Below are 23,928 nucleotides of genomic sequence, written 5' to 3'. Positions count from 1 at the left end.
TCTTTATGGACCGAAGTTCAATTGAGCAGCTTAATCTTCGATTCTTTTCTTCTTGAATTTCATCAGGAATTCATACACGATCGGCACAATAACCAGGGTGAGCAGTGTAGAGCTGATCAGACCGCCGATAACGGTAATACCCAGGCCTTTCGAGATGATTCCCGCACTTTCTTCCAGTCCTGTAACGAGTGGCAGCAAGGCGCCGATCGTTGCAAGTGCAGTCATCAGGATTGGACGCAGACGTGTTGCACCTGCTTCAAGCAAGGCTTCACGCGTAGACATGCCGTCTTTCTCCATGTGAATGACACGGTCGATCAGGACGATGGCATTGGTGACTACGATCCCGATCAGCATCAGTCCACCCATCATGGCAGAGACGTCAATGGTGCCGCCAGCCAGGAACAGACCTACCATGATACCAATAACGGTAAACGGCAGGGAGAACAGGATGGCGAATGGAGCGAGTCCGCCGCCAAATGTAACAACAAGTACAAAGTATACAATGGCGATGGCTGCCAGCATGGCAAGACCCAGTTGGGTAAAGGTGTCATTGATTTGCTCGGTTGTACCGCCAAATTTCACCTCAACGCCATCAGGCAGGTCCAGCTTGTCGATGTTATCCTGCAGGGTTTGTGAAGCCTTCTGCACATCGGAAGCCAGGATGGTAGCCGAAACTTGTGCTACGACCTTACCGTCAATGCGCATGATCGAGTTTGGAGAAGTGCCTTCTTCAACGTTTGCAACATCCTTGATCGGTACTTGGATGCCGAGTGGAGAAGTCACTGTCTCATTTTCAATGTCAGTGATGCTGTCGAATGTCTTTTTATCTGTCTCGACATACACTTTATAGGTTTTGTTATCAATATCCACTTCCGTCAGTACCGGGCGTTCCTGTGCAGGGCTCAGGGCCATAGCCAATTGGCCTGCAGTCAGACCGAGAGAGCTCAGCTTTTCCTGATCTGCGACGAGGGTATATTGACCATACGTGTCAGAGAGTGTGGTGTCTGCTTTTTCGAAGTTTTCGGTATCTGCTTCAACCAGCTTGAACACTTCATCCGTGACAGGCTTGAGCTGTTCCACATTGTCGCCGTAGATGGAGATGCTCAGGCTGCTGCCTCCCAGACCGCCGGACATATCCAGCTCACTCCAGGTACCTACGGGAACCTCTTTACGCAAACCTTCTACAAGCTGTTCCTTCACTTGGCTGAAGTCTTTTGTATCTTCATTGTATTCGATATAGAAGAGTGCCGAGTTCGAGCTTCCTCCACCCATGCTGCTCAGTGGATTGCTGCCGCCGATGGAATACTGCATTTTCTCCAGGCCAGGCTGCTTCAGCAAATATTTTTCAGCAGCAAGTGCTTCTTTTTCAACGTCTTCACGCAGGGAGCCGGTTTCCGGACTGTATGTGATCGTCACATATTTGTCCTGCTGTTCTGGCAAGAAGCTTGCACCAATGAACGGATACAGGAACAGACTGCCGACGAGCAAGACCACGGCGATGCCGACGGTAATGATTTTGTGCGAAAGTGTCCAGTTCAGCAGGCGTTTGTAACCTTCAGCCATCTTACCTGGTTTTTCCTCATGATTTTGCTTGTTCTTCAGGCCTTTGCGGAACAGGGTATGAGCCAGCATCGGAACGATGGTGATCGCCACGAGCAAGGATGCCAGCAGCGCAAATACCATGGTTAATGCAAATGGCATGAAGAGTTCGCCTACCATACCGCTAACCAGTGCCAGTGGCAGGAACACGGCGATGGTTACAATCGTGGAAGAGAGGATCGGAATGAACATTTCACGGGTTGCTTCCCGGATCAGATCACGGCCTTTCAGTTTCTCTCCCTTCAGGGTCAATCTGCGATAGATGTTCTCGATAACAACGATGGAGTCATCCACGACCCGTCCGATGGCAACGGTCATGGCACCCAGCGTCATCATGTTCAGTGTAATGTCCATGAGTAGAAGCGCAGTCAATGCCATAAGCAAGGAGAGCGGGATCGAGATAATCGAGATAATGGTTGAACGAATATTACGCAGGAACAACAGGATAATCAGGATGGCAAACAGGGCACCAAAGACCGCTTTGCCAAGCATCGTATTGACGGAATCCTGAATCGGCTTACCTTGGTCAAGCAATACCGTCAGTTGGGCGTTTTTGAATTGCGACTGCAATTCTTCCGCTTTGTCTTTAACGGCATTCACGACATCTACGGTATTGGCGTCATTGGATTTCACAATGGAGATACCAATGGACTCCATGCCATCTGTCCGTGAAATGGATTCGGCCTGACCGATAACCTCAATGTTCGCGATCTCACTTAATTTCACCGTAGGAATTCCTGCTGCATTGGCAGCACCGGAAGCACTGCCTGCACTTGCATTTCCACCCACGGATGGTGCGGCAGACGGGGTTGACCCCTGTGCGGCATCCGGAGCTGTTGCTTGGCCTGCAGCACCACCTGCTTGAGCAGATGGATCTGCTGCAGCACCTGCGCCGCTAGGCACCACAGGAATGGCAAGGTTCTTCAGGTCATCGAGGTCAATGATATTACCATCAACCACAACGGCTTTTTGTGCTTCGTCCAGTTCGAACAATCCGAGTGGAACGCGGACAGAGGAACCTTGAACGATGCCGTTAACGGTATCTTCTGTGAGGCCGAGTTCATTCATTTTGTCCTGGTTGAACTTCAATTGGACTTCCTTGACATACTGACCGGAAACCTGTACTTGGGCTACACCGTCGATATCTTCGAGTGCAGGCTGAATATCGGATTCAACGAGTCTGGTCAACTGCTCCAGATCTCCGCCGTCCTTATCGGACAAGCTCAGTGAGACAACCGGAAATGAATTGATGCTGAATTTGGAAATGGTCGGTTTCTGTACACCGTCCGGAAGCTGCACCTCATTTAGCGCCTCGCGAACAGCTGCAGTAGCATTGGTCAGATCTGTTCCGTAATCAAATTCGAGTGTAATGGAAGCAGCGTTCTCCATGGATGTGGATGTGAGTGTCTTGATTCCCTCCACATTGCGCAGAGTCTGCTCCAGCGGCTTGGTCACATCTTCTACGATACCTTCTGGAGCCGCTCCGGGATCAATCGCCGTGACACTTAGGAATGGCACATTGATGTTCGGGATGGTTTCCTGTTTCATCGTCAGTCCGCTGTACAAACCAGCGAAGGAAATGATAATGGTCAGGATCCAGATCGCGAACTTGTTGTTCAGTGAAAAATTAATGATTCCTTTCATACGATGGTCTCTTCTCCTCTCTGTTCTCCCTGTTTCTATTTGTTTCTATTGGTTTGACGAGTCAGCCTGGATGAACCGGCTATACATGGCATCCAGAATATGCTGAAGCTCGGAGTGCAAAGATTCGATGGCTGGAATGTTCTCCAGGTTGTGCATCATGCCCAGGATAATAGCCCGGCGCGGCGTGAATTCCATCATTTCCTGCTTGAGAATGGCGATGGTTTCTAACGCATCGTTTCGGGATTGTCCTGCGGACAGATCGGTAGTTACGATATCCTGCATCTGTTTGATGATGTGAATGGGGTGACGCATCATGGTGGAATCCGTTTTGGATTCGCTGGTCCATGCCGGCCAGTTTTCCAAGCTAATCAAAGGCTCAGGTCGCTGATCCAGCAAACCGTACGCTGCATAATCCATCGTTTGCAGCAGATTCGATGCCATTTTGGATACGGTAAGGGAAGGCATCTCCGTAAACCAGATCTTGATGTAGGACAGGAAAAGTCCGTGCGTCAGCAAAATAAGATCCACTGTATACGGCTCAATCTCGGGACCGTACAGATCCTCCAGCTTATCCTTGAACCAGTGCAGGGTTCGAATCTCCATATCCCTGTGATGCGGGTCGCATTTTCTGCCGGGATGCTGCTGCTCATCATCCATCATCATGCTGCGCAGCTGCACCCGAAGGAATTCTTTTAATTCGGATACATGAAGCAGCAGCGTCTCGATCTGCTTGTGCAGACGTTCTCGTGATGTGAGGCCAGCCTCATGTTCAATCTGTGACATTTCATCCAGCAGGGTATAGATGCAGTACTCCATCGTACTGGCTTCCAATTCCTCTTTGGATTTGAAAATCAGGTAGAGGCTTCCCTTGGACATGCCGCACAGCTCCGCAATCTCCTGCATGGACGTTGCAGCACTGCCTTTGGCAGAAAACAGCTTGAGAGCTGTCGTTATAATGAGTTTTTTCTTCTCATTCATTTCATGAATTGGGTTCATTAACGATACCTTCACCTCATCTGCGGAACTTATGAGTTCTTGAATTGACTTCAGGGTCAAAACAAGTATAAACGAAGTGGAAGAGCAAATTCAAATGGGAGGGAATTGGAAATTCGAACAATGAGAGCAGTCCGGTTTTTCAGAAAGGAGAGAGAGGTGGAAGTGAGCGCTGCCGTGGATAAATGTAAAAACGTGTAAAGAACTATGCTCCATTCCCGAAGGCATGTATGGCCAGAATAATGATGGCCGTCAGTGCGACCAGATAAAATGCAGCCAGGAGGGCTAGGAATGAATAGCCTGCAAGCGTGCTGAGACGTACCAACCATTTCTTCATACAAGTCATCCTTTCCACATTCACAGTGTACATATGCCTATTTACATGATATACCAAAAAGACGACTTCCAGATGGAAGTCGCCCTAGTTTTTACAGAATGAATACAATCTTTACGTAATCAGCTTCAATCCGACTGCAGCCACCAGAATCATGGCAATGAACAGCAGCCTTTTGGCCTCCTTGCGCTCACCGAACAGGAACATGCCCGTTAATGTGCTGCCAACGGTACCAATGCCCGTCCAGACAGCGTAGGCTGTGCCCATCGGAATGGAGGTCATCGCATAGGACAACAGCGAGAAGCTGAATACAAAGGAAATGAGCATAAGCACGATATAAGGCCAGCCCTTTTTGGTCGAAGCGCCGTTGATTCCGATTACGCCGAAAATCTCACAGATACCTGCGCCTACAATTGCTAACCATGCCATTATGCCACACCTTCCTTCGCTTCTTCTTGTTGATCCGTGACCAGCTTCAGTCCGATTACGCCACAGAGCAGCAATCCGATCAGCAGGATTTTGGCCAGACGGAACGGCTCCCCGAACAGCAGCATTTCCGCAAGCACGGTGCCTGCGGTACCGATTCCGGTAAATACGGCATATACCGTGCCCACTGGCAATCTCTTGGAGGCTGCGATGATCAGGGCGAAGCTAATGATGATGGCTGAAGCGGTTAGCGCCCATTCCCATAGATTGGAGGCATGCTTCAGTCCGCTTACCCAGACAATTTCGATGATGCCTCCGATAAATACGTATAACCAATTGCGGTTCATGATGATGTTTCTCCTTCCGGCACGATGTTCTGTGCCTCTTCGTTCAAATGATGAATGCCATGCCAAAAAACAGGCCATGCCGCCTCAAGACGTCTATTGTACCGGCGTGAGCTTCCATAGATAATCTCCACGGTAATTCCATCTAGAGAAGTCATAAAGGCAATGGCAGCTTGTTTCGTTGGAATCGAAGGTAATTCTCCATGACGTACCGCTCGCTGCAGGAGCCGGTTCAGTGATCGCTCCATGCCATCAAGAAATGGATGTGCGATGTCCATCACTTCGTTGTACAGTCCGGGAGGGGGGAAGTAGGACATGCGCAGCATCAAGCGTGTCGAAGGGCTAGCGTTATATTCCTGTTCAAACCAGGGAAACACACCCTTAAGTCTGTCTTCCAGGGGAAGTTCGGCATGATCGCGGAAATATTCCAATGTATGGCGTTTTACTTCTCGAAAAGCATGAGCCAGTGCCTGGAGGAACAAGTCTTCCTTGCCGCTGAAATGGGCATATATGGACGGTTTCTTAATTCCTACATCGTCAGCGATAGCCCGAAGGGATGCCCCTTCATATCCATCTCTGGCAAAGTGGAACAAGGCTGCGTTTCGTATGGATTGTGCTGTCATTTTGCTCACCTTCCTAACGGTCGTTAGGGGAATATATTTTCATATTTCACATCAGATGTCAAGTCCATTCAAAAAAAGCCGCCTGCAGAAATCTCACAGGCGACCAATACACAGCTCAGGGTAGCTTAGAACGTGGTAAATCCCAGTATGAGCTGCAGTTTATAGAGAATTCCCTTCAGAAAAGTGGTTTTCTCCTGGAATTCGTCCAGATTCAGAGTGAACTCGGCATCCTCATTATTCCACACGCGTTCAAAATAATCCGCCACATTGCGACTGAACTCATTATCCGCAGGCGCAGCGACCCATAATTCATTTTCAAGATTATAGTCATTCATGTTTCGAGGCGTAAGGTTGGTTGATCCGCCAAGCACAATATGATCCCCGGTGGCTTTGGCAATATACAACATTTTGGTATGATACTGCTCCTTGGTTGTGTTGTACCAGCGGATTTGGATCTTGCCATCCGATTTATCATGCAGCTCGGCGGCTACAGGCCGATTCGGGATACCGATTTTCTCCTGACCAAATGCATTCTCGTTTGGATCAAGCACAAGCCGGATATCTACTTCTCGTTTGGAAGCATCAAGCAATGCATCCAGTACTTTTGGAGAAGCAATGTAGAACATGCCCATCCACAAGGTATCCCCTTTTTCCGTCAGATTGATCTCATGCAATACGGCATCATTCACTTTTCCTTCGGTCAGATAGCGAATGCGCAGATCGCCTTGGTTTGGATCGGTGGAAGGTGCTGTGTAGGAAGGAACTTGACCTCCCCCTGATATGTCCAGTACGGCTTGTTCCGAATGAAGTATATCTCCAATGACGGGTCCCGTAACTTCAAACGCCACATTGGAGTGGTAGGCACTAGCATCATGGATATTGCCGGAGGAGACAATCGCCTTTTTCTCACTGGCTACGACCTTGCGATGATTGGCCTTTACATTAAGCAGCTTAAGGTAAGAGCGCATGGTAACATCTGGGCCGTCACTTGCCATCAGATTCGGAATCCAGCCATCACCTGACTGGCCAAACCATTGGAAGAACGTACGCCAGACTGCCGAGTATACGGGCGTGGAATCCCGGAGTGGATCAACATTGGTAATCACAACCTCAATGCCGGCCTGCTTCATTTGCTCCAGCAGTTCATTGGGTGCCGAATTATAATTGGTGTTCACTTCATCCGTAATGAACAGAATCTGCATGTTGGGATACTGCTTTTTTTTGGCGACCAGAGCATCTGTGAATTCTACGCTAACTGGCGGAAAGTGCTGACCCTTATGCTGATAGTTGTTGAACAGGAACATATCCACCACAACAAATTGCTCCGCCTCTTCCACAATCTGCAGCATCCGCTGGAAAATCTGCTGCTCGTGTTCCATCTGCCCGTCTTCTGACGGATAAGTGAGATCATGAAGGAATGCGACCTCGTCTACGCGATACTCCGGGCTTTCATAGGAAATGCCTGAGGGCAGTGGTTTATAGGTTTGATACAACATGACGGCCACAAGCCATAAAATAAGGAGTCCAAGAGCTGTTCGTATGTATGGAAAACGACGTCTGGATGTTTGATGTTCTGATGATGAGCGCCTTGTAGTAAACAACGGCATATCCCCTTTCTGTAACGTGCTGACTACTATTACCACTCTGTCATGAGCATTGACGCAGACCGCATGATGGGATGGAGAGAAATGTATTTTATCCATATACGATTTGCCTGAATGCAATCGACAGGTGTGAGGCCGTTGTGTATAATGAGTGTATTATTTTTGTAGAATGTTGGGATCTCCATATACCTGACAAGGACGGAGGAAGTATTCGTTAACCTATAGATGGCCTGGATATTTCAGAAAAGAGAGTAGGTAATCAAGTGTATTCCATCAAACAAGTCGCTGCCATGCTGGACATTCCAACGGTTACGCTCCGGGCTTGGGAGAATCGGTACAGTGCGGTAACCCCAGAACGGACGGAATCGGGTTATCGGTTGTACACGGATGAAAATGTTGAAGATTTGCGTTGGCTGAAGGAGCAGGTTGAACAGCATCAGACCAACATATCAGAAGCCGTGCGCATGTTAAAAGAAAACAAAGCAAAAACGTCAGAAGCGGTCATTCCGGCTCCGCTCACCGCGCCTGTTCCCACAATGGAAGAGGCCTACTTACGCATGACCGATCAGATATACGACTCGCTCTACCATTTCCAAGGTGAACGTGCCAACGGTTTGATTGATTTTGGTTTTACCATGTATGGATATGACTCGATGTTTTACCATGTGCTTGTACCCATTCTCGTTCGCGTGGGGGATGCATGGGAGCAGGGCAGAGCATCAGTCGCACAGGAGCATTTTATGACCCAGCTGATCTCACAGCGGTTCTATCAGTTTTTCCATCTGTTCCCGATCTATCCGCATCTGCCCAAAGTTCTGGCACTCTGTCCGGAGGGGGAGCATCATCAGGTGGGATTGCTGCTGTTCTCGTTGTTTATGCGTAAAAATGGAGCCGAAGTATTATATCTCGGTGCCAATACCCCTGAGGAAGGGGTGTTTCCTATTATCCGGGAGCAAAAGATCAAGCTGGTCTGTCTCTCCATTACGAATCCAGCCTTAAGCGAGCAGTGTGATCGGCTTGTCGATCGCATTCTGACCGAGTTTCCGCATATGCGCTTTATCCTCGGAGGCAAGGGTTACGAGCGCAATGAAAATGCAGCTTATCCGGAGTGGGTCATGCCGGAGGAATCATCCGACTGGCAGGCATGGCTTGAGCGCGAGTATCTGACCGACAATCCAACCCGAACACAGGGCTAAGCGCCCATTCGTCGAACGATTAGTGTATGTGAACAAAGAGTTGAATGAGCGAATGCTCTCCCATGAGGCTATTCAAGAAAAGGCATCCTATGACGCAAGCGCGTTAAGGGGTGTCTTTTTGTGATATTAACGCTAATTTTTTCGATTATTTGACCCGTGAGTCATATTTATGTTTACAAGTTCGTATAATATTTGTATTATATTTGTATAACGTTTCGGCTATAATCCGCTTCGATGATTCTTCAATGGTTTAATAATAGACTAAGAATGGTATAAGTGCGTTTCGGACCATAAGAAAGGTGAGTGGCATGATATCTAATCAGCAACGTAAACGTGCGGCTGTAATTGGTGCGGGTCCAGGCGGGCTTGCAGCGGCCATGTTATTGTCCGGTCAGGGATATGAAGTGGACGTGTATGAGAAACAACCGGTGATTGGTGGACGCTCTGCCAGGCTGGAGCTCGGAGAATACCGATTCGACCGGGGTGCGACGTTCTTGATGATGCCCGGGCTGCTTGAAGAGATGTTCGAGTTGGTAGGACGCAAACTATCCGATTACGTGGATCTGAAGGAACTGACGCCCTTGTATGCCCTGAACTTCGGCGATAAGGTGTTCACACCTTCCCGTAATCGCGAAGATACTGCTGCTCAGATCAAGGAATTGTTCCCAGGTAATGAAGACAATTACCTGAGGTTCATGCAGGACGAGGAAGTCAAGTTTGGTAAAGTCATGCCTTTGCTCCGCCGGCCTTTCGGCAAGCTGACAGACTATCTGCGTAAGGATGCAGTAACGGCTCTTCCGAAGCTGGACGTGAACAACACAGTCTATGGCATCCTGTCCCGTTACTTTACTGACGAGCGTTTGCGGTGGGCCTTTACGTTTCAGTCGAAATATTTGGGCATGTCGGCTTGGGATTGTCCGGGTACATTCACGATTCTGTCATTCATCGAGCACCATTATGGGCTGTTTCATCCGATTGGCGGTGTGAATCGCGTATTCCAGGGCATGGCTGACATTGTAAAGGAATATGGTGGACGTATACATACATCCTGCCCGGTGAAGCAGGTTATCGTGAACAATGGCCGTGCGGAGGGCCTGCTGCTTGAGAACGGTGAACGCATTGAAGCGGATCACGTGGTCGTTAATGCAGACTTTGCCCATGCGGTGAACCATCTATTCGAACCGGGTGTGCTTAAGAAATATACGCCAGAAAAAATGAAACGCAAGAAGTACTCCTGCTCTACTGCGATGCTCTATCTGGGAGTAGACGGCGAGATTGATCTGCCGCATCACTCGATTTATTTTCCCGAAGATTACCGATTGAACGTGGACGAGATCACGAAGCACAAAGTATTGTCCGCTGACCCGTCTCTATATATTCATAACCCTTCCAAGCTCGATTCGACACTCGCACCTGCAGGAAAATCTGCATTATATGTGCTTATGCCCTCTCCAAACCTTACAGGGGACATTGATTGGGATGTGGAACGGGAGAATGTACGCGAGGCGATGATGCAGCGGCTTGAAGCGATCCCGGAGCTCGCAGACATTCGGAGTCGTATCGAAGAGTCCATGATGTTTACCCCGCTTGACTGGGAAAATGAACTGGACGTGTACCGCGGTGCGACATTTAATATGGCTCACAATCTGGGTCAGATGATGTATCTGCGTCCACATAACCAGTTCGAAGAGCTGAAAGGGGTATGGCTGGTCGGTGGCGGAACCCACCCGGGCAGCGGACTGCCTACGATATTTGAGTCTGCTCGAATCAGTGTCAGGCTGATCCAGGAAGAGGATGCCAAAACCCGCTCGAACCGGTCTTCTTATGTGAAGACTGCTGAAGCCGGAGGTCATTCATGAAGCGGGCAGCCATTGTAGGAGCAGGCATTGGCGGGCTGACCTCGGCACTGCTGCTGAATCGGCAGGGCTGGGACGTCACCGTTTACGAACGGGGTTCCCGGGTTGGCGGACGTATCGGCTATGAGCAGAACGGGGAATATCGCATTGACCAGGGTCCAACCATCGTACTTCTGCCCGACATGCTGCATGGCATTCTGGAGGAGGCTGGCGTGGATCGCTCCAAAGTGGAGCTGCTCCGCTGTGATCCGTTATACAGGGTTCACTACAGCAGCGGACGTGTCATGACCAAGATGAAAGATCGCGGTCAGCAGGCTGACGAGATCGAGCGGTTATTCCCGGGAGAGAGCCGAGGGTTCACAAGATTCATGAAGGACATGGATACCCTGTTCCCGGCAGGACGTTCTGCTTTCCTGGAAAGAGCTTTTCCACGGAAAAGGGATTTTTTCACACCGTCTCTCCTGTCCCTGATGGGCAGGCTCCGTGCACACAAAAGCGTACGTAAAGCTGTAGGAGATTATTTTCATCATGAGGAACTGGTTGATGCCTATTCACTTCAGAGTCTGTATATTGGCGGTTCGCCATTCGGTACTCCGGGAATCTATTCCCTTCTTCCTTATGCAGAGCATGAATATGGAATCTGGATGGTGAAGGGCGGATATGCTGCATTACCGAAAATTCTGGAATCCGAACTGATCGCACGTGGCGGGCGTGTTGTGCTGAATACGGAAGTAACGGGACTGCGAATTGAACATGGAGTTTGCCGAGGGGTAGAAACGGCCGCAGATGCGGAAGATGTGGACGCAGTCATCTATAATGGCGATTTCCCTCATCTGACAGGTCTACTGGGCGGCATACCGGAAGCGGTGCGCAAAAAGAAACCCTATCGTCCCTCATCCGGTTGTGTGTTGATTTATGTTGGGGTCGACAAGACCTGGGAAGATGCAACGACGCATCAATTTTTCCTGCCACCCAGTCTTGATGGAAGCTTGCGGGAAGTATTCAATCAGCGTCGTATTCCGGAACAGCCTTCATTTTATGTATTTAACCCGGTAGCTGTAGATGATTCCGCTGCGCCAGCCGGTCAAAGTGTATTGTATTTCCTTGTTCCGGTGCCAGACGCCGAAGGTGTGGACTGGTCGAGAGAAAGTGGGGCTCTGGTGGAACGGGTGCTGGAGGAAGCAGAACAACGCGGTTTCCCTGGACTTCGTGAAGCAATCAGGTGGAAGAAAGTACGCACACCCGCAGATGCCGAGCGAGATGGACTATACGGCGGTGGAAGCTTCGGTATTGCACCGATTCTGTTTCAATCTGGCGTGTATCGGCCGCAGCCGCAGCCGTTTCCGACGATCCGCGGATTGTACGCAGCAGGAGCATCGGTGCATCCAGGCGGTGGTGTTCCGATCGTAATGCAAAGTGCACGCATGGCCGTCAATCTACTCATGAAGGAGATGGGAACATGAATGAAATGATTTTGAACAGGTGCGAAGAGTTGATGCAGAAGGGGTCGTCTTCTTTTTATCAAGCTTTCAGAGGTTTGCCCAGTCCGCGCCGTGAAGCGGTGTATGTGATCTATGCGTTCTGCCGCATCATTGATGATAGTGTGGATGAACCAGAGAAGTCGATGTATACGATACATGAGATTCGGGATCATTTTGAATACCTGGAAGAGGCAGAAGGCCATTTTATCTGGCCTGCATTGAGATGGTTATTCTCGAACTTTCCCCACCTGGACAAAGGACCTTTCTTTCGGCAGATGGACGGACAGATGACTGATCTCGAGGTGACTCACTATGCAACGATGAAGGAGCTGGAACATTACTGCTATCTTGTAGCAGGGACGGTAGGGGAGATGCTGCTTCCTGTGCTGCGTGATGACAATGGTGCCGAAGTGGCCGTAAACGGCATTGCACTTGGCAAGGGCATGCAGATTGTCAACATTATTCGTGATGTAGGGGAAGATCGGGCAAGATCACGCCGTTATGTTCCGCTCGAAATCATGGAAAAGCATGGGTACTCCGAACAGGATTGGGCAGAGGGTATTGTGGACGAACGGTTTGTAGCCATTATTCAGGAATTGAAAGCATCAGCACTTGAATGGTTCCGTCTTGGCATGGATCGGCTGGAGACCTACCCTACAGAAAGTGCATTTGCCATTGAACTGGCGGCAGCCTTCTACACCACCATATTACATGCGGTAGAACGTAACGAATATGACGTATATAACAAACGGGCATTTGTGACTGATGAGCTGAAATTGGAGATGCTTGGAGCCATTGTGAAACGCTATCCGGTACTCGCCTATCAGGCTTCCCGTACGGCGGTCTCCTGATGATTCAGGGTCTGTATTGGGCATGGTACATCATTGGAGCCACGCTAATGCTAACCATTGGAGTACCTGAACCATTATCGTTTTCCAACGGACTGTTTCTTGTGTTCTATGCACTATATGTCGTGGAACTGATCTATCAGGGACGAAGAAGGAATGGAATGTCCGACCAGTCAGTCATATGGAAACAGCCAGGACTCTGGGTGTCTTCTGCCATTCTGTGGCTGGGTGGCATGGGGATAGAATGGATCGGTGTCCATACGAAATGGCCTTTTGGTGAATACGGTTATTCGGACTTCTTCGGCATTCATCTATTCAGTGTACCGGTCACCCTGGGATTTGCCTGGATTGCAGTCGTCGGAAATTCCGCTCTATTGAGCGGCGGGGGTTCAACCTGGAAGGGGAAGCTGATTCGGGCGATCAAGACCGGTTTCTGGGCCATCTTGCTTGATCTGGTGCTTGACCCGGTTGCGCACGCCAGAGGTTTCTGGCATTGGGAGGCTCCCGGTGGCTTCTATGGCGTCCCTTGGACCAATTACATCAGTTGGTTCATTATGGGTGCGTTCCTGTCGCTCTTTCTTCCAGCCATGCCTGCTGACCGCAGTTCGCTGCTGCGGGCCAAGTGGCTGTACCAGCTGTTCATCCTGCTATTCGGCCTGCTCGCATGGAAAGAAGGCATCACAGGCAGTTTCATCATTGCGCTTGTGGGCATGCTGCTAGCAGAAGGGAGCTGGTTCTATGATTCCCGCCGAAAAGTCAAAATCATTTAACCGAATGTTTTATTTATACAATCAGTATTACCTGCTGCGTCGTCGCTTTCGTTCGTTCACACTATCGGGGACACTGGATCCGCAGTTTGACGGATATTCCATCTCTCCGATTGACCCGAACCGGCCAGTTCTCTATTTCATGAATCATAGCTCCTGGTGGGACGGACTGCTGCTCTATCATGCATCCCGCCGTACTTCAACGGGGGACCATTACGTCATGATGGAAGAGAAGCAGCTGCAGCAGTATGCCTTCTTTCGCAAACTCGGCGCATACTCCATCAACAAGAAGAGCGCTTCTGCCATCCGAAAGACCATGCAGTACACAACAGGGCTGCTTCAATCCGGCAAAAGGGTGTGGATCTTTCCGCAGGGTGAAATCCTGCATCAGGATGCAAGACCCATTCGGTTTCGCCCAGGCATCGGGTTACTACTTCGCCGCTCTCCGCAGACGCTAGCCGTTCCTGTGACCCTGTGTCATGGTATGGTTCAGCATGATATGCCGGAGGTTTCGATGCTCGCCGGTGCGCCTCTAATGGAGGACTGGCATGTATGGAAGAGCGAAGAAATTGCAGCCAGGCTTGGCCTGGTGTTGGAACAGCAGTTAGACGAGCATAAGTCGGAGCTGGTTCGCATCGGACAAGGGAGTCTGCCGGGGGCCGTTTCCCTGATTCGTAACGGAAGATCCACAAGTGAAAAATACGATGCAGCACGAAAGCAGGGGGTCCGTTAACATGAGTGCATCCGAGATATTATGGATCATATTAACAACTGCACTCGGTGTGCAGTTGATTTTTGCTCTCTGGAATGCGACTTGTCTTCCCGGAATTCGCTCGTTCCCCGCAGACCAGCTGCTGCACCAGGATAAGCTCGTATCTGTCCTGATTCCGGCTCGGAATGAAAGACTACATATTGAAGGATGCCTGGAGAGTGTGCTTGCAAGCAACACAACCGGCTACCGGATGGAAGTGCTGGTATTGAATGATCGTTCCGAGGATGAAACGGCGGCCTTGGTTCAGAAGATTGCGAATCGGGATGCGCGTGTACGTCTCCTTGATGGGGCGGAACCGCCACCTGGTTGGATGGGCAAGTCATATGCGTGCCACCAACTGGTTCAGGAGGCTAAAGGCGAGTGGTTTATGTTCGTTGACGCGGACGTAAGGCTCGAGCCAGAGGCTATTCGGCAGACCGTAGCTGCCGGCTGTGAGTTGGGAAAAGGTCTGGTGACAGGGTTTCCCTATCAGGTGGCCAAGACCTGGATGGAGAAGCTGGTCGTACCAATGATGGTCTTCACGATCATCAGTCATCTTCCCATCTTCATGATACGCAGATCATCAAGTCCGCTATTTGTAGCAGCAACCGGAGCCTTCCTGCTGATTCATCGTTCGAGCTACGAAGCTTCCGGCGGCCATGCAGCCATTCAGGGAGATCTGGTGGACGACATGAGTCTGGCGAAGGCGGTCAAGCGTGCAGGTCATCCGGTTATGCTGGCGGATGTGCATGAATTGGTCAGCACGCGGATGTATCAGAATGGAACCGAAGTATGGAACGGTTACAAGAAGAACATGTACGAAGGAACGGGACGCAGGGATGTACTCCTGCTGGGTACCCTAGTCATATACACCCTAATGTACATCGTCCCTCCACTTGGATTGCTGTTCGGTTTACCGTCAGGGAGCTCTTCAGCCATCATGTATGGACTTATTGGTACACTGCTGGGCATGGGGATAAAAAGGGTGGCGGATCAGACGGGCGGGCAACCCTGGTGGCTTGCATGTCTGCAATCTGTCAGCATGGCCTGCGTGATTAGTATTGGAATAGCATCCTGGCGAGCCGGTCGCTCAGGGAAAGGATACGTTTGGAAAGGCAGGCGGTATAGTTGAGCAGAAAAGTGGTCATTATTGGCGCGGGCTTCGGTGGCTTGTCCTGTGCCATTCGTCTTGCATCACAAGGCATACAGGTAACCATGCTGGAACGTCAGACACATGTGGGTGGCAAGCTGCAGCAAGTGGAACGGAACGGATATCATTTTGACCGCGGTCCAAGTACGATTACGATGCCTTCCACCTTCCGCTCTGTCTTTGAGCACGCGGGTACCAAAATGGAGGATTACGTCCAGCTGTATGAGCTGGAGCCCCGAACACGCAATGTGTTTGCAGACGGTACCGTGGTGGATCTGTCCGGCAAGCGTGAATGGATGGAGGAACAGATTGCAGAGTACAGTCCGGAAGATGCCCTGCGCTACGATGCGTTTATGGATGAATCTGCAGCGCTTTATGCGGAAGCCGATCGTCATTTTCTTGGCAAACTGCTGCTAACCGCAAAAGACAAGTACAACCTCCAGATGCTTCGCAGCTTGCTGCGCGTTCGCCCGGCTGTGAAGCTTAATCAGCTCCTGCGGTCGTATTTTATTCATCCCAACACCTTGGCGATGTTTGGCCGTTACGCGACCTACGTCGGCTCATCGCCTTATCAGGCTCCATCCATCTTCGCGATGATGGGCCATGTAGAGGCAGATGAAGGGGTATACGGTGTAAAAGGCGGAACCTATGAGCTGATCAAAGCCATGGCGAAGCTTGCTCAGGAAAAAGGAGTACGGATAATGACTGGCATCGAGGTCCGGCAGATTGTCGTTCGTCATGGCAAGGTCATAGGTGTGGATACGGATCAAGGCTTCCATGAAGCCGATCAGGTGGTGGCCAACGGGGATGTGCTCAGTGTAAACCGTCTTCTGCTTGCGCCGGAACATCGGAAGCAGATGAGTGATCGCAGGATTCGCAGATATGAGCCGTCCATTTCCGGTTATGTGACACTGGCTGGCGTGCGGAAGCAGTATGACTCCCTGCTGCACCATACTGTCTTTTTCCCGGATAGGTATGAACCGGAGTTCGAACATATTTTCCGTGAACGCAGGATGCCGCTGGATCCGACCATCTACATCTGTTATTCCGGTTTTTCGGAGGCAGGCATGGCTCCGGAAGGAGCGAGTAATCTGTTTATATTGGTAAACGCCCCATATCTGTCGGATGCATGGAACTGGGAAGAGCAAACGGAACGCTACGGCGAGTTGGTACTGGATAAGCTTGCACAGCGGGGGATTACAGGATTAAGGCAATCAGATGTATTAATACGGTACACGCCACAGGATATTGAACGCGATACATTGGCGCATCAAGGGTCCATCTACGGGATTTCCTCCAATTCAGTGAGGCAGACCTTCTCTCGCCCCGGCAACAAAAGCAGGGATGTACAGGGGTTATGGTACGTGGGTGGAACGACGCATCCGGGAGGCGGGACGCCGATCGTAACGCTATCCGGGCAGCTGGTGGGCGAGCAGCTTGCATCCATGCTCTTATGATTCATCAGAGATGAGCGGGTGCGCCCTTTCATTAGCATGTCCGGAACGGTATACTGGGTAGAGTTGGCGCGTGCAAGATATCACCGAAGACTCAATAGGAATTTTTTACATGCAGAATTGGGCGTTACATATGAGCAAAAATAAGCAAACAAATGCAGTATTTCAATTGAACGGAACCGGCAGGGGGTCCCTGTCCATCCGCACAATTTCTCACATAAGGAGGTCTCATCATGAATGAACAAGAGCGAGCCGGAAAGCGGCTGCTTCCCGAGGTGGCTACGGGGGAACGGAAGCTGGAGCATGTGCGCCTCTGTCTGGAAGAGAATGTGGCAGGAGAAGGGATCACGAGCGGAATGGAGCGGTACGTATTTCGTCATAACCCCCTGCCTGAACTGAATTTTGATGAGGTCAGTCTGAATACCGTTTTTATGGGAAAAGAGGTTCGTACACCGCTGCTCATCAGCTCGATGACGGGTGGAAGCCAAACGACTGGCGCCATTAACGAGCGGCTTGCCCGCGTGGCCAATGCCAGAGGCTGGGCGCTTGGCGTAGGTTCCATACGGGCAGCAGTGGAACAACCTGAACTGGCACCGACCTTCGATGTACGGCGCTGGGCCCCTGACATCCCGGTAATCGCCAACCTGGGTGCAGTGCAGTTGAATTACGGTTTCAACACGGCCGACTTCCTGCGTGCGGTTGAGATCGCTGGTGCGGATGTGCTGGTATTGCACCTCAACGGTTTGCAGGAGATCTTCCAGCCGGAGGGCAATACGGACTTCAGCGGGTTGTTGAACCGGATTGAAGATCTGTGCCGTACGCTGGATGTACCTGTTGGAGTGAAGGAAGTAGGCTGGGGCATTGATGGATTAACGGCACAGCGGCTGTATGAAGCGGGTGCGGCATTTATCGATGTGGCCGGAGCGGGAGGCACCAGCTGGGTACAGGTGGAGAAGTACCGGAACAACAACCCGGTTCGCCGGGCAGCAGCCGAAGCTTTTGCCGATTGGGGCATTCCGACTGCGGAGTGCATCCGGGAAGTCAGAGCACTGAATCCAGAAGGAGTACTGATTGGCAGCGGCGGACTTCATCATGGAGTGGATGCAGCCAAGGCGCTCGCACTGGGTGCAGACCTGGCCGGTTTCGGCCGCTCCCTGCTCGAATCCGCAGTGGCTTCGGATGAAGCACTGGATGGTCGGCTGGAGCAGGTGGAGTTCGAACTTCGTACGGTCATGTTCGGTATCGGAGCCGGGCGAATCGAAGATTTGCAGCAGACAGAGCGATTGGTCGAGCGGCGTTAATACGGAAGAGGGGCAACCTGTCATGTTCATGCTGATGACATGGGGGAAGCCCCTTTTTTATTATGAAAAGACAGAAGGATTACCAACACTCTTCTTTTACCGTGATATTGTCGTTGGTTACCCAGACATAGGTATTGCCGGATAGATACTCCGTATAGCCACAGACGATTTTATTATGAATTTCCCCTCGGCTATCCGTAAATTGCAGGTGGACAGAGGATTCCCCGGAAGGACTAAGCCTAGGGGCGAACTTTACTTTTTTACCGCTGGGGATATCCTTCTTCAGCTTGTACACGGAGCCATCTCTTTCGCTGTTAACCGGGCCTTCACCTTGGACCAGACTTGCATTGACATTTGCAAGATCGAAGTCTGATTGATTGTGAATGGTGATCCTGAGCGATCGGAATTGGTCTATGGTTGGATAAGCCATACCGATGATGATTCCAATGAAGATAACCACACCCGCCAAGAGAATGATGCTTTTCCTTGAAGGCCGTTTGCGACGTCTTTTCATCTTATATGTGCTCCTTTCGTTATGGTGAATAAACAATGGAAGTCTGATAAAAGTTATGCAGATTTTTTTCCACTTCATGTATGATGAACAATAAATCGTTTCATTTAGATCAAGACTTAGAAAAATCGAATACGGAATTTGAACCCGGGAGGGAATATTATGGAGCTTGTAGCCATGAATGAGCAAGAGTTTGCGGATTTTCGAGTACGATCCATTACGGATTTTGCAGTTGAGAAAGTAGAAGCAGGAGCATGGGCAGAGGAAGAGGCGCAGGAGCTCGCAGAGGCTTCATATAATCGCTTTTTGCCTGAAGGGCTGAAAACGCCTGGAGCCTACATTTATAACCTGGTGCATCCAGTGGACGGCAATGTGGGGTACATCTGGTTTAACGTTACGGACAATCGCCGGGGTAAGGAAGCCTTCTTGCTCGATATTGTTGTCGAAGAAGCACATCGGGGCAAGGGGTATGGTACCGAAACGATGGAAGCACTTGAACAAGCGGCACGCCGTCTTCAGGTGGATCGAATTGGTTTGCATGTGTTTGGACATAATGTGCGGGCGAGCAGCTTGTATCGCAAGATGGGGTACGAGATTACTGATCTGACGATGTACAAGGAACTTAAACAGTAGTCAGGCAGAAACGAAACCCGAAGTTCCTTGATGCCTCCGGGTTTGTCATATATAATGTATAGGATTATCCATACCGAACAAGTAATGAATGAGGAGTTGTCATATACATGGCTTTGAAAGCTGGAATCGTGGGCCTGCCTAACGTTGGTAAATCCACTCTGTTTAACGCAATTACACAAGCAGGTGCCGAGTCGGCAAACTATCCGTTCTGTACGATTGACCCGAACGTGGGGATTGTTGAAGTACCGGACGAGCGTTTGGACAAATTGACAGAACTCGTTGTACCGAAGAAGACAGTACCTACAGCATTTGAATTCGTAGATATCGCAGGGCTTGTGCGCGGCGCAAGCAAAGGCGAAGGTCTGGGTAACAAGTTCCTTGCCCATATTCGTGAAGTGGATGCAATTGTCCATGTGGTACGCTGCTTTGTTGATGAGAATATCACTCACGTAGATGGCAAAATTGACCCGGTAAGCGACATCCAGACGATTAATCTGGAGCTGATCCTGGCTGATATCGAGAGTGTTGAGAAAAAAATCGAACGCTCCAAGAAAAACATGAAGGGCGGCAACAAGCAGGCTGCTCAAGAAGTGGAAGTACTGGAGAAAGTGAAGGCAGTTCTGTACGAAGATAAGCCGGCACGCAGCATGGAATTGACAGACGAAGAGCGTCTGATCGTACGTGATCTGCACCTGCTTACCCTGAAGCCGGTTCTGTATGCAGCGAACGTAGCCGAGGATGAAATTGGTGATGTGGCGAACAATGCCTATGTGCAAAAAGTAAGAGAATTCGCGGCTGCTGAAAATGCAGAAGTGGTGCCGATCAGTGCAAAAGTCGAAGAAGAAATCTCCGAGCTGGAAGGCGAAGATAAACAAATGTTCCTGGAAGAGCTCGGTATCGAGGATTCCGGTCTGAACTTGTTAATCAAAGCCGCTTACAAGCTGCTGGGTCTGTACACATACTTCACGGCAGGTGTACAGGAAGTTCGTGCGTGGACGATCCGCAAGGGTACAAAAGCACCGGGCGCAGCGGGTGTAATTCATACGGACTTCGAGCGCGGATTCATTCGTGCAGAAGTCGTTTCCTACGAAGACCTGGTTGCAGCGGGTTCCATGAACGGTGCCAAAGAACGCGGACAGCTTCGTTTGGAAGGTAAAGAATATGTTGTCAATGACGGAGATGTTATGCACTTCCGTTTCAACGTATAATTGTATAACCAATTCAAGCAGTACATGATAGACATGAACAGCCCTGCTGTCTTCTCTGAAGATGGCAGGGTTTTTAATTGGGATGAAAGTGGAGCGGCAGATTAGAGGGAGTAGGCGAGGATAGCAGGGGAGGATCCGTGATGGCGGCCCGCTTGTTCTGCTTATACTGGATTGTTTACGCGGTGTGGATATAATAGAGGAAAAGGGCATGGGGAGGATGGACAATGGAGGATGCAGTAACTCGTATTCAATATGATGAAGCATATGTGAAAGCGATGCATTTACCGAGAGAAATTAGTGATCTGCTTCTTGTTGAGGGAGTACCCCAGTTTCGCGATGAGGGTAACGATCTGCTTGGTGTCCATTTTCGGTCCATGCCGGAACGAGGCTTGATTCAGGTACAACGTGATGACGGCTTCGCTACGCTTCTGCCGATCGGATATGAGTGGGAGGAAACGGCAGCCTTGCTCGGTGTGGAGACAGGAACGGGCGCAGTTTACTCGGTAGAAGCATCGTCAGGGGAACACGGGTTGATCAACACTAGTCTGGTTCAGTTTCTTGAATTTCTCCAGCGTTACGCTCAATTTATTGAGAATTTCTCTGAGGTGCATGAGCCCAGTGTGATGACACTTGAAGAAGCCCAAGCCAAACTGGCAGCTTTTCAAAGGGGAGAGCTTACACTAGGAAAGAAAAAGGGCCATGTATCCGGCCGAAAAGAGGCCATAAGCGAACTCCGGGCTTTCTTTGCCGAACAGGATCCGGGTAGTTTATCGAATGAAAAAGCTTGGTGGAGCCTGGTGCTTGAACAGCTTGAAGATGGCTTGTTGTAGCTGATATTCATTGAAGTATAATATAATAATGCCATCGTTACTTGTGCCGTAATCCAAAGCGAACCTGTAGGCAGGTGGAAAAGCATCTGTTCAGGTTGAGAAGAATATGCTATAATTAAGAGTCGTGTACCTAGGTTGATTTAGCTCGCTTTTTATAAGACATAGCGGGACTCCGCATAAGGTACATGAGCTCTTTTATATAACTTAAAAGTAAAGGATTTGATGACGTTGTAGCGATGTTGCGTCGGTCATTAATGAATGTTACGGTCAGGGTTCGGTTTGGCTCAGAACCTATGCGTTATGAAAATAGATGATATAACTAATGAACATGGAGCCTGCCCGGAGAAAACGTGCAGCGCATCACCAAAAATAAATCGTGAGGTGACTATATATGTTGGATAAATTACAGGCATTGGCAGACCGTTATGACAAGCTTAGCGAGCTGCTCTGTGACCCGGATGTGGCAAGCGATAACAAAAAGCTGCGTGAGTATTCCAAAGAGCAATCCGATCTGCAGCCGACGTACGAAGCATACAATGAGTACAAACAGGTGAGTCAGGATCTCGAAGCAGCGAAAGAAATGCAAGGCGAGAAGCTGGATGACGAGATGCGTGAAATGGTCAAAATGGAAATCGAAGAACTCAGTGCCCGTCAGAAAGAACTGGACGAACTGATTCGTGTTCTCATGCTGCCGAAAGACCCGAATGACGACAAAAACGTCATCGTGGAAATTCGCGGAGCAGCGGGTGGAGATGAAGCGGCATTGTTTGCAGCGGATCTATACCGCATGTACACACGTTATGCCGATAATCAAGGCTGGCGCGTGGAATTGATGGATGCCAATACGAATGATGTCGGCGGATTCAAAGAGGTTATTTTCCTCATCAACGGCCGCGGTGCATACAGCAAAATGAAGTACGAGAGTGGTGCACACCGTGTACAACGTATCCCTACAACCGAATCAGGTGGACGGATTCATACCTCCACTTCAACGGTTGCCGTTATGCCTGAAGCCGAAGATTTCGATATTGAAATTCATGATAAAGACATTCGCGTGGATACGTTCTGTTCCAGCGGTGCCGGCGGACAGTCAGTTAACACGACGAAATCTGCTGTACGGGTAACGCACGTTCCAACCGGAATCGTAGCGACATGTCAGGATGGTAAATCACAGAACTCGAACAAGGAAAAAGCGCTGCAAGTATTGCGTACCCGGATCTTCGATATGATGCGCCAGGAAGAAGAAGCGAAAATTGCAGGGGAGCGGAAGAGTAAAGTGGGTACAGGGGACCGCAGTGAGCGGATTCGTACGTACAACTTCCCGCAAAGCCGTGTAACCGATCACCGCATTGGTCTGACCATGCACAAATTGGATCAGGTCATGAACGGAGAGATTGAAGAAATCCTGTCTGCGCTGACAATTGCCGAGCAGACGGAGATGATGGATAGAGGAGAATAATGCTGTGAACCGCGCGCAGTTTGTAATGACGCCGGAACAGAGCTGTCGGGAAGCCTTCGTGGAGGCTTCCTCTTTTTTGGAAAAGAGCGGCGTGTACGAGCCGCAGAATAATGCCCGGCTGCTGCTGGAGCATGTACTCGGCGTCTATGGCGCCGCGTATTACATGATGCAGCCGGAACCCTTCCCCAGCGAGCTGCGCAGCCGCTGGGAGGACGCCGTCACGCGCAAGGCAGCGGGTGAGCCGGCGCAATATATCATCGGCAGCCAGGAGTTCTATGGGCTGCCGTTCGAGGTCACGCCGGCCGTGCTGATTCCGCGGCCGGAGACCGAGCTGCTGGTCGAGGCTGTGCTGCGCGAAGCCGACCGCGTGTTTCCCGGCGGCGCTCCGCTTGCCGTCGATATTGGCACGGGCAGCGGTGCGATCGCGGTGACGATCGCCTCGCAGCGCCCGCGCTGGCAGGTCGGCGCCGGAGATATCTCGGCGGCGGCGCTGCAGGTGGCCGCACGGAACGCGGCCGCGAACGGGGTACAGATTGACTTCCGCGAAGGCGATCTGCTGGCCCCGTTCGCAGGGGCTCGGGTGGACATTCTGGTGTCCAACCCGCCATATATCCCGGCGGCGGATATCGCCGGACTGCAGCCCGAGGTGCGCGATCATGAGCCGCGCACGGCACTGGACGGCGGTCCGGACGGATTGGCACCGTACCGGGTCATGCTGGAACAGCTGGCACTGCTGCCTGCGCCGCCGCAGGTCATTGGTTTTGAACTCGGTCAGGGACAAGCTCGCGACATCGCCGCATTGCTTGAATCTGCCGGACACTGGCCGGAAATTATCATTGTTCCGGACCTTGCCGGGATCGAGCGGCATGTCCTGGGTGTTCGTACTTCGGAACAGGTGACGAAAATGTAAGGTTCT

22 protein-coding genes are annotated in these 23,928 nt (G+C 50.5%); 14 read left to right on the top strand and 8 right to left on the bottom strand.

Features of this window, described 5'->3' with window-relative positions; translation table 11 throughout:
• Positions 1-30 precede the first annotated feature (30 nt).
• The 7 genes from AC3RCI_RS27005 to AC3RCI_RS26975 all read right to left on the bottom strand — a co-directional run bounded on the left by AC3RCI_RS27005 (position 31) and on the right by AC3RCI_RS26975 (position 7,459).
• Positions 31-3,243, bottom strand: a complete 3,213-nt coding sequence (locus tag AC3RCI_RS27005; RefSeq protein WP_492527024.1) for an efflux RND transporter permease subunit — start codon at positions 3,241-3,243, stop codon at positions 31-33.
• A 45-nt stretch (positions 3,244-3,288) separates the two neighbouring features.
• Positions 3,289-4,239 carry a TetR/AcrR family transcriptional regulator gene (locus AC3RCI_RS27000; RefSeq protein WP_492527023.1) on the bottom strand — a complete coding sequence of 317 codons (951 nt, stop codon included), beginning with the start codon at positions 4,237-4,239 and terminating at the stop codon, positions 3,289-3,291.
• 202 nt (positions 4,240-4,441) lie between these two features.
• Positions 4,442-4,573, bottom strand: a complete 132-nt coding sequence (locus AC3RCI_RS26995; RefSeq protein WP_281280778.1) for a hypothetical protein — start codon at positions 4,571-4,573, stop codon at positions 4,442-4,444.
• 111 nt (positions 4,574-4,684) lie between these two features.
• Positions 4,685-4,999, bottom strand: a complete 315-nt coding sequence (locus AC3RCI_RS26990) for a DMT family transporter (RefSeq protein WP_095291169.1) — start codon at positions 4,997-4,999, stop codon at positions 4,685-4,687.
• Positions 4,999-5,343, bottom strand: a complete 345-nt coding sequence (locus AC3RCI_RS26985) for a DMT family transporter (RefSeq protein WP_492527022.1) — start codon at positions 5,341-5,343, stop codon at positions 4,999-5,001. Before AC3RCI_RS26985 ends, AC3RCI_RS26990 begins: the two co-directional genes overlap by 1 nt.
• The gene (locus AC3RCI_RS26980; protein WP_492527021.1) at positions 5,340-5,963 is read right to left on the bottom strand and encodes a TetR/AcrR family transcriptional regulator; all 624 of its coding nucleotides are present in this window, start codon (positions 5,961-5,963) and stop codon (positions 5,340-5,342) included. Before AC3RCI_RS26980 ends, AC3RCI_RS26985 begins: the two co-directional genes overlap by 4 nt.
• A 125-nt stretch (positions 5,964-6,088) precedes the next feature.
• Positions 6,089-7,459 (bottom strand): phospholipase D family protein, encoded by a 1,371-nt coding sequence (locus AC3RCI_RS26975; RefSeq protein WP_492530021.1) that lies wholly within the window; start codon positions 7,457-7,459, stop codon positions 6,089-6,091.
• Positions 7,460-7,830: 371 nt separating this feature from the next.
• Here AC3RCI_RS26975 and AC3RCI_RS26970 point away from each other — a divergent pair, with 371 nt between their 5' ends.
• The 9 genes from AC3RCI_RS26970 (at position 7,831) to fni (ending at position 18,371) form a co-directional block, all read left to right on the top strand.
• Positions 7,831-8,763 carry a MerR family transcriptional regulator gene (locus tag AC3RCI_RS26970; RefSeq protein WP_492527020.1) on the top strand — a complete coding sequence of 311 codons (933 nt, stop codon included), beginning with the start codon at positions 7,831-7,833 and terminating at the stop codon, positions 8,761-8,763.
• A 308-nt stretch (positions 8,764-9,071) separates the two neighbouring features.
• On the top strand, positions 9,072-10,622 hold the full coding sequence (locus tag AC3RCI_RS26965; protein WP_492527019.1) for a phytoene desaturase family protein: 1,551 nt from the start codon (positions 9,072-9,074) through the stop codon (positions 10,620-10,622).
• Complete coding sequence (locus AC3RCI_RS26960; RefSeq protein WP_492527018.1) at positions 10,619-12,082, top strand: phytoene desaturase family protein; 1,464 nt, start codon at positions 10,619-10,621, stop codon at positions 12,080-12,082. Before AC3RCI_RS26965 ends, AC3RCI_RS26960 begins: the two co-directional genes overlap by 4 nt.
• A complete protein-coding gene (locus tag AC3RCI_RS26955; RefSeq protein ID WP_492527017.1) occupies positions 12,079-12,951 on the top strand; it encodes a phytoene/squalene synthase family protein in 873 nt (290 codons plus the stop codon). The genes AC3RCI_RS26960 and AC3RCI_RS26955 overlap by 4 nt, the downstream gene beginning before the upstream one ends.
• On the top strand, positions 12,951-13,718 hold the full coding sequence (locus AC3RCI_RS26950; RefSeq protein ID WP_336782179.1) for a carotenoid biosynthesis protein: 768 nt from the start codon (positions 12,951-12,953) through the stop codon (positions 13,716-13,718). The genes AC3RCI_RS26955 and AC3RCI_RS26950 overlap by 1 nt, the downstream gene beginning before the upstream one ends.
• Positions 13,687-14,448, top strand: coding sequence for a lysophospholipid acyltransferase family protein (locus tag AC3RCI_RS26945; protein WP_492527016.1), 762 nt, complete (start codon positions 13,687-13,689; stop codon positions 14,446-14,448). Before AC3RCI_RS26950 ends, AC3RCI_RS26945 begins: the two co-directional genes overlap by 32 nt.
• 1 nt (position 14,449) lies before the next feature.
• Complete coding sequence (locus AC3RCI_RS26940) at positions 14,450-15,598, top strand: glycosyltransferase family 2 protein (protein ID WP_492527015.1); 1,149 nt, start codon at positions 14,450-14,452, stop codon at positions 15,596-15,598.
• Positions 15,595-17,073 carry a phytoene desaturase family protein gene (locus tag AC3RCI_RS26935; protein ID WP_492527014.1) on the top strand — a complete coding sequence of 493 codons (1,479 nt, stop codon included), beginning with the start codon at positions 15,595-15,597 and terminating at the stop codon, positions 17,071-17,073. The genes AC3RCI_RS26940 and AC3RCI_RS26935 overlap by 4 nt, the downstream gene beginning before the upstream one ends.
• A 230-nt stretch (positions 17,074-17,303) precedes the next feature.
• Entirely contained in the window at positions 17,304-18,371 is a 1,068-nt protein-coding gene (fni, locus tag AC3RCI_RS26930; protein ID WP_492527013.1) for a type 2 isopentenyl-diphosphate Delta-isomerase, read from the top strand.
• A 79-nt stretch (positions 18,372-18,450) separates the two neighbouring features.
• Here fni and AC3RCI_RS26925 read toward each other — a convergent pair whose 3' ends face one another.
• On the bottom strand, positions 18,451-18,885 hold the full coding sequence (locus AC3RCI_RS26925; RefSeq protein ID WP_492527012.1) for a hypothetical protein: 435 nt from the start codon (positions 18,883-18,885) through the stop codon (positions 18,451-18,453).
• 159 nt (positions 18,886-19,044) lie between these two features.
• On the opposite strand from AC3RCI_RS26925, the gene AC3RCI_RS26920 reads away from it, so the two are divergent.
• From AC3RCI_RS26920 to prmC, 5 genes are all read left to right on the top strand, one after another.
• Complete coding sequence (locus AC3RCI_RS26920) at positions 19,045-19,515, top strand: GNAT family N-acetyltransferase (protein WP_492527011.1); 471 nt, start codon at positions 19,045-19,047, stop codon at positions 19,513-19,515.
• Between the two features lie 107 nt (positions 19,516-19,622).
• Complete coding sequence (gene ychF / locus AC3RCI_RS26915; RefSeq protein WP_127537255.1) at positions 19,623-20,723, top strand: redox-regulated ATPase YchF; 1,101 nt, start codon at positions 19,623-19,625, stop codon at positions 20,721-20,723.
• A 224-nt stretch (positions 20,724-20,947) separates the two neighbouring features.
• Positions 20,948-21,553 (top strand): SUKH-4 family immunity protein, encoded by a 606-nt coding sequence (locus tag AC3RCI_RS26910; protein ID WP_492527010.1) that lies wholly within the window; start codon positions 20,948-20,950, stop codon positions 21,551-21,553.
• 391 nt (positions 21,554-21,944) lie between these two features.
• The gene (gene prfA / locus AC3RCI_RS26905; protein WP_095291198.1) at positions 21,945-23,012 is read left to right on the top strand and encodes a peptide chain release factor 1; all 1,068 of its coding nucleotides are present in this window, start codon (positions 21,945-21,947) and stop codon (positions 23,010-23,012) included.
• Positions 23,013-23,037: 25 nt separating this feature from the next.
• On the top strand, positions 23,038-23,922 hold the full coding sequence (prmC, locus tag AC3RCI_RS26900; RefSeq protein WP_127537624.1) for a peptide chain release factor N(5)-glutamine methyltransferase: 885 nt from the start codon (positions 23,038-23,040) through the stop codon (positions 23,920-23,922).
• Positions 23,923-23,928 lie beyond the last annotated feature (6 nt).

It is taken from the genome of Paenibacillus sp. MT124 (genome assembly GCF_058792755.1).
This window is presented reverse-complemented; position numbering and strand designations above follow the sequence as displayed.

Coding starts and splice junctions, on each gene's coding strand:
- AC3RCI_RS27005 (WP_492527024.1), bottom strand. CDS start 3,243: ATGAAAGGAATCATTAATTTTTCACTGAACAACAAGTTCGCGATCTGG.
- AC3RCI_RS27000 (WP_492527023.1), bottom strand. CDS start 4,239: ATGAACCCAATTCATGAAATGAATGAGAAGAAAAAACTCATTATAACG.
- AC3RCI_RS26995 (WP_281280778.1), bottom strand. CDS start 4,573: ATGAAGAAATGGTTGGTACGTCTCAGCACGCTTGCAGGCTATTCATTC.
- AC3RCI_RS26990 (WP_095291169.1), bottom strand. CDS start 4,999: ATGGCATGGTTAGCAATTGTAGGCGCAGGTATCTGTGAGATTTTCGGC.
- AC3RCI_RS26985 (WP_492527022.1), bottom strand. CDS start 5,343: ATGAACCGCAATTGGTTATACGTATTTATCGGAGGCATCATCGAAATT.
- AC3RCI_RS26980 (WP_492527021.1), bottom strand. CDS start 5,963: ATGACAGCACAATCCATACGAAACGCAGCCTTGTTCCACTTTGCCAGA.
- AC3RCI_RS26975 (WP_492530021.1), bottom strand. CDS start 7,459: ATGTTGTATCAAACCTATAAACCACTGCCCTCAGGCATTTCCTATGAA.
- AC3RCI_RS26965 (WP_492527019.1), top strand. CDS start 9,072: ATGATATCTAATCAGCAACGTAAACGTGCGGCTGTAATTGGTGCGGGT.
- AC3RCI_RS26960 (WP_492527018.1), top strand. CDS start 10,619: ATGAAGCGGGCAGCCATTGTAGGAGCAGGCATTGGCGGGCTGACCTCG.
- AC3RCI_RS26955 (WP_492527017.1), top strand. CDS start 12,079: ATGAATGAAATGATTTTGAACAGGTGCGAAGAGTTGATGCAGAAGGGG.
- AC3RCI_RS26950 (WP_336782179.1), top strand. CDS start 12,951: ATGATTCAGGGTCTGTATTGGGCATGGTACATCATTGGAGCCACGCTA.
- AC3RCI_RS26945 (WP_492527016.1), top strand. CDS start 13,687: ATGATTCCCGCCGAAAAGTCAAAATCATTTAACCGAATGTTTTATTTA.
- AC3RCI_RS26940 (WP_492527015.1), top strand. CDS start 14,450: ATGAGTGCATCCGAGATATTATGGATCATATTAACAACTGCACTCGGT.
- fni (WP_492527013.1), top strand. CDS start 17,304: ATGAATGAACAAGAGCGAGCCGGAAAGCGGCTGCTTCCCGAGGTGGCT.
- AC3RCI_RS26925 (WP_492527012.1), bottom strand. CDS start 18,885: ATGAAAAGACGTCGCAAACGGCCTTCAAGGAAAAGCATCATTCTCTTG.
- AC3RCI_RS26920 (WP_492527011.1), top strand. CDS start 19,045: ATGGAGCTTGTAGCCATGAATGAGCAAGAGTTTGCGGATTTTCGAGTA.
- ychF (WP_127537255.1), top strand. CDS start 19,623: ATGGCTTTGAAAGCTGGAATCGTGGGCCTGCCTAACGTTGGTAAATCC.
- AC3RCI_RS26910 (WP_492527010.1), top strand. CDS start 20,948: ATGGAGGATGCAGTAACTCGTATTCAATATGATGAAGCATATGTGAAA.
- prfA (WP_095291198.1), top strand. CDS start 21,945: ATGTTGGATAAATTACAGGCATTGGCAGACCGTTATGACAAGCTTAGC.
- prmC (WP_127537624.1), top strand. CDS start 23,038: ATGACGCCGGAACAGAGCTGTCGGGAAGCCTTCGTGGAGGCTTCCTCT.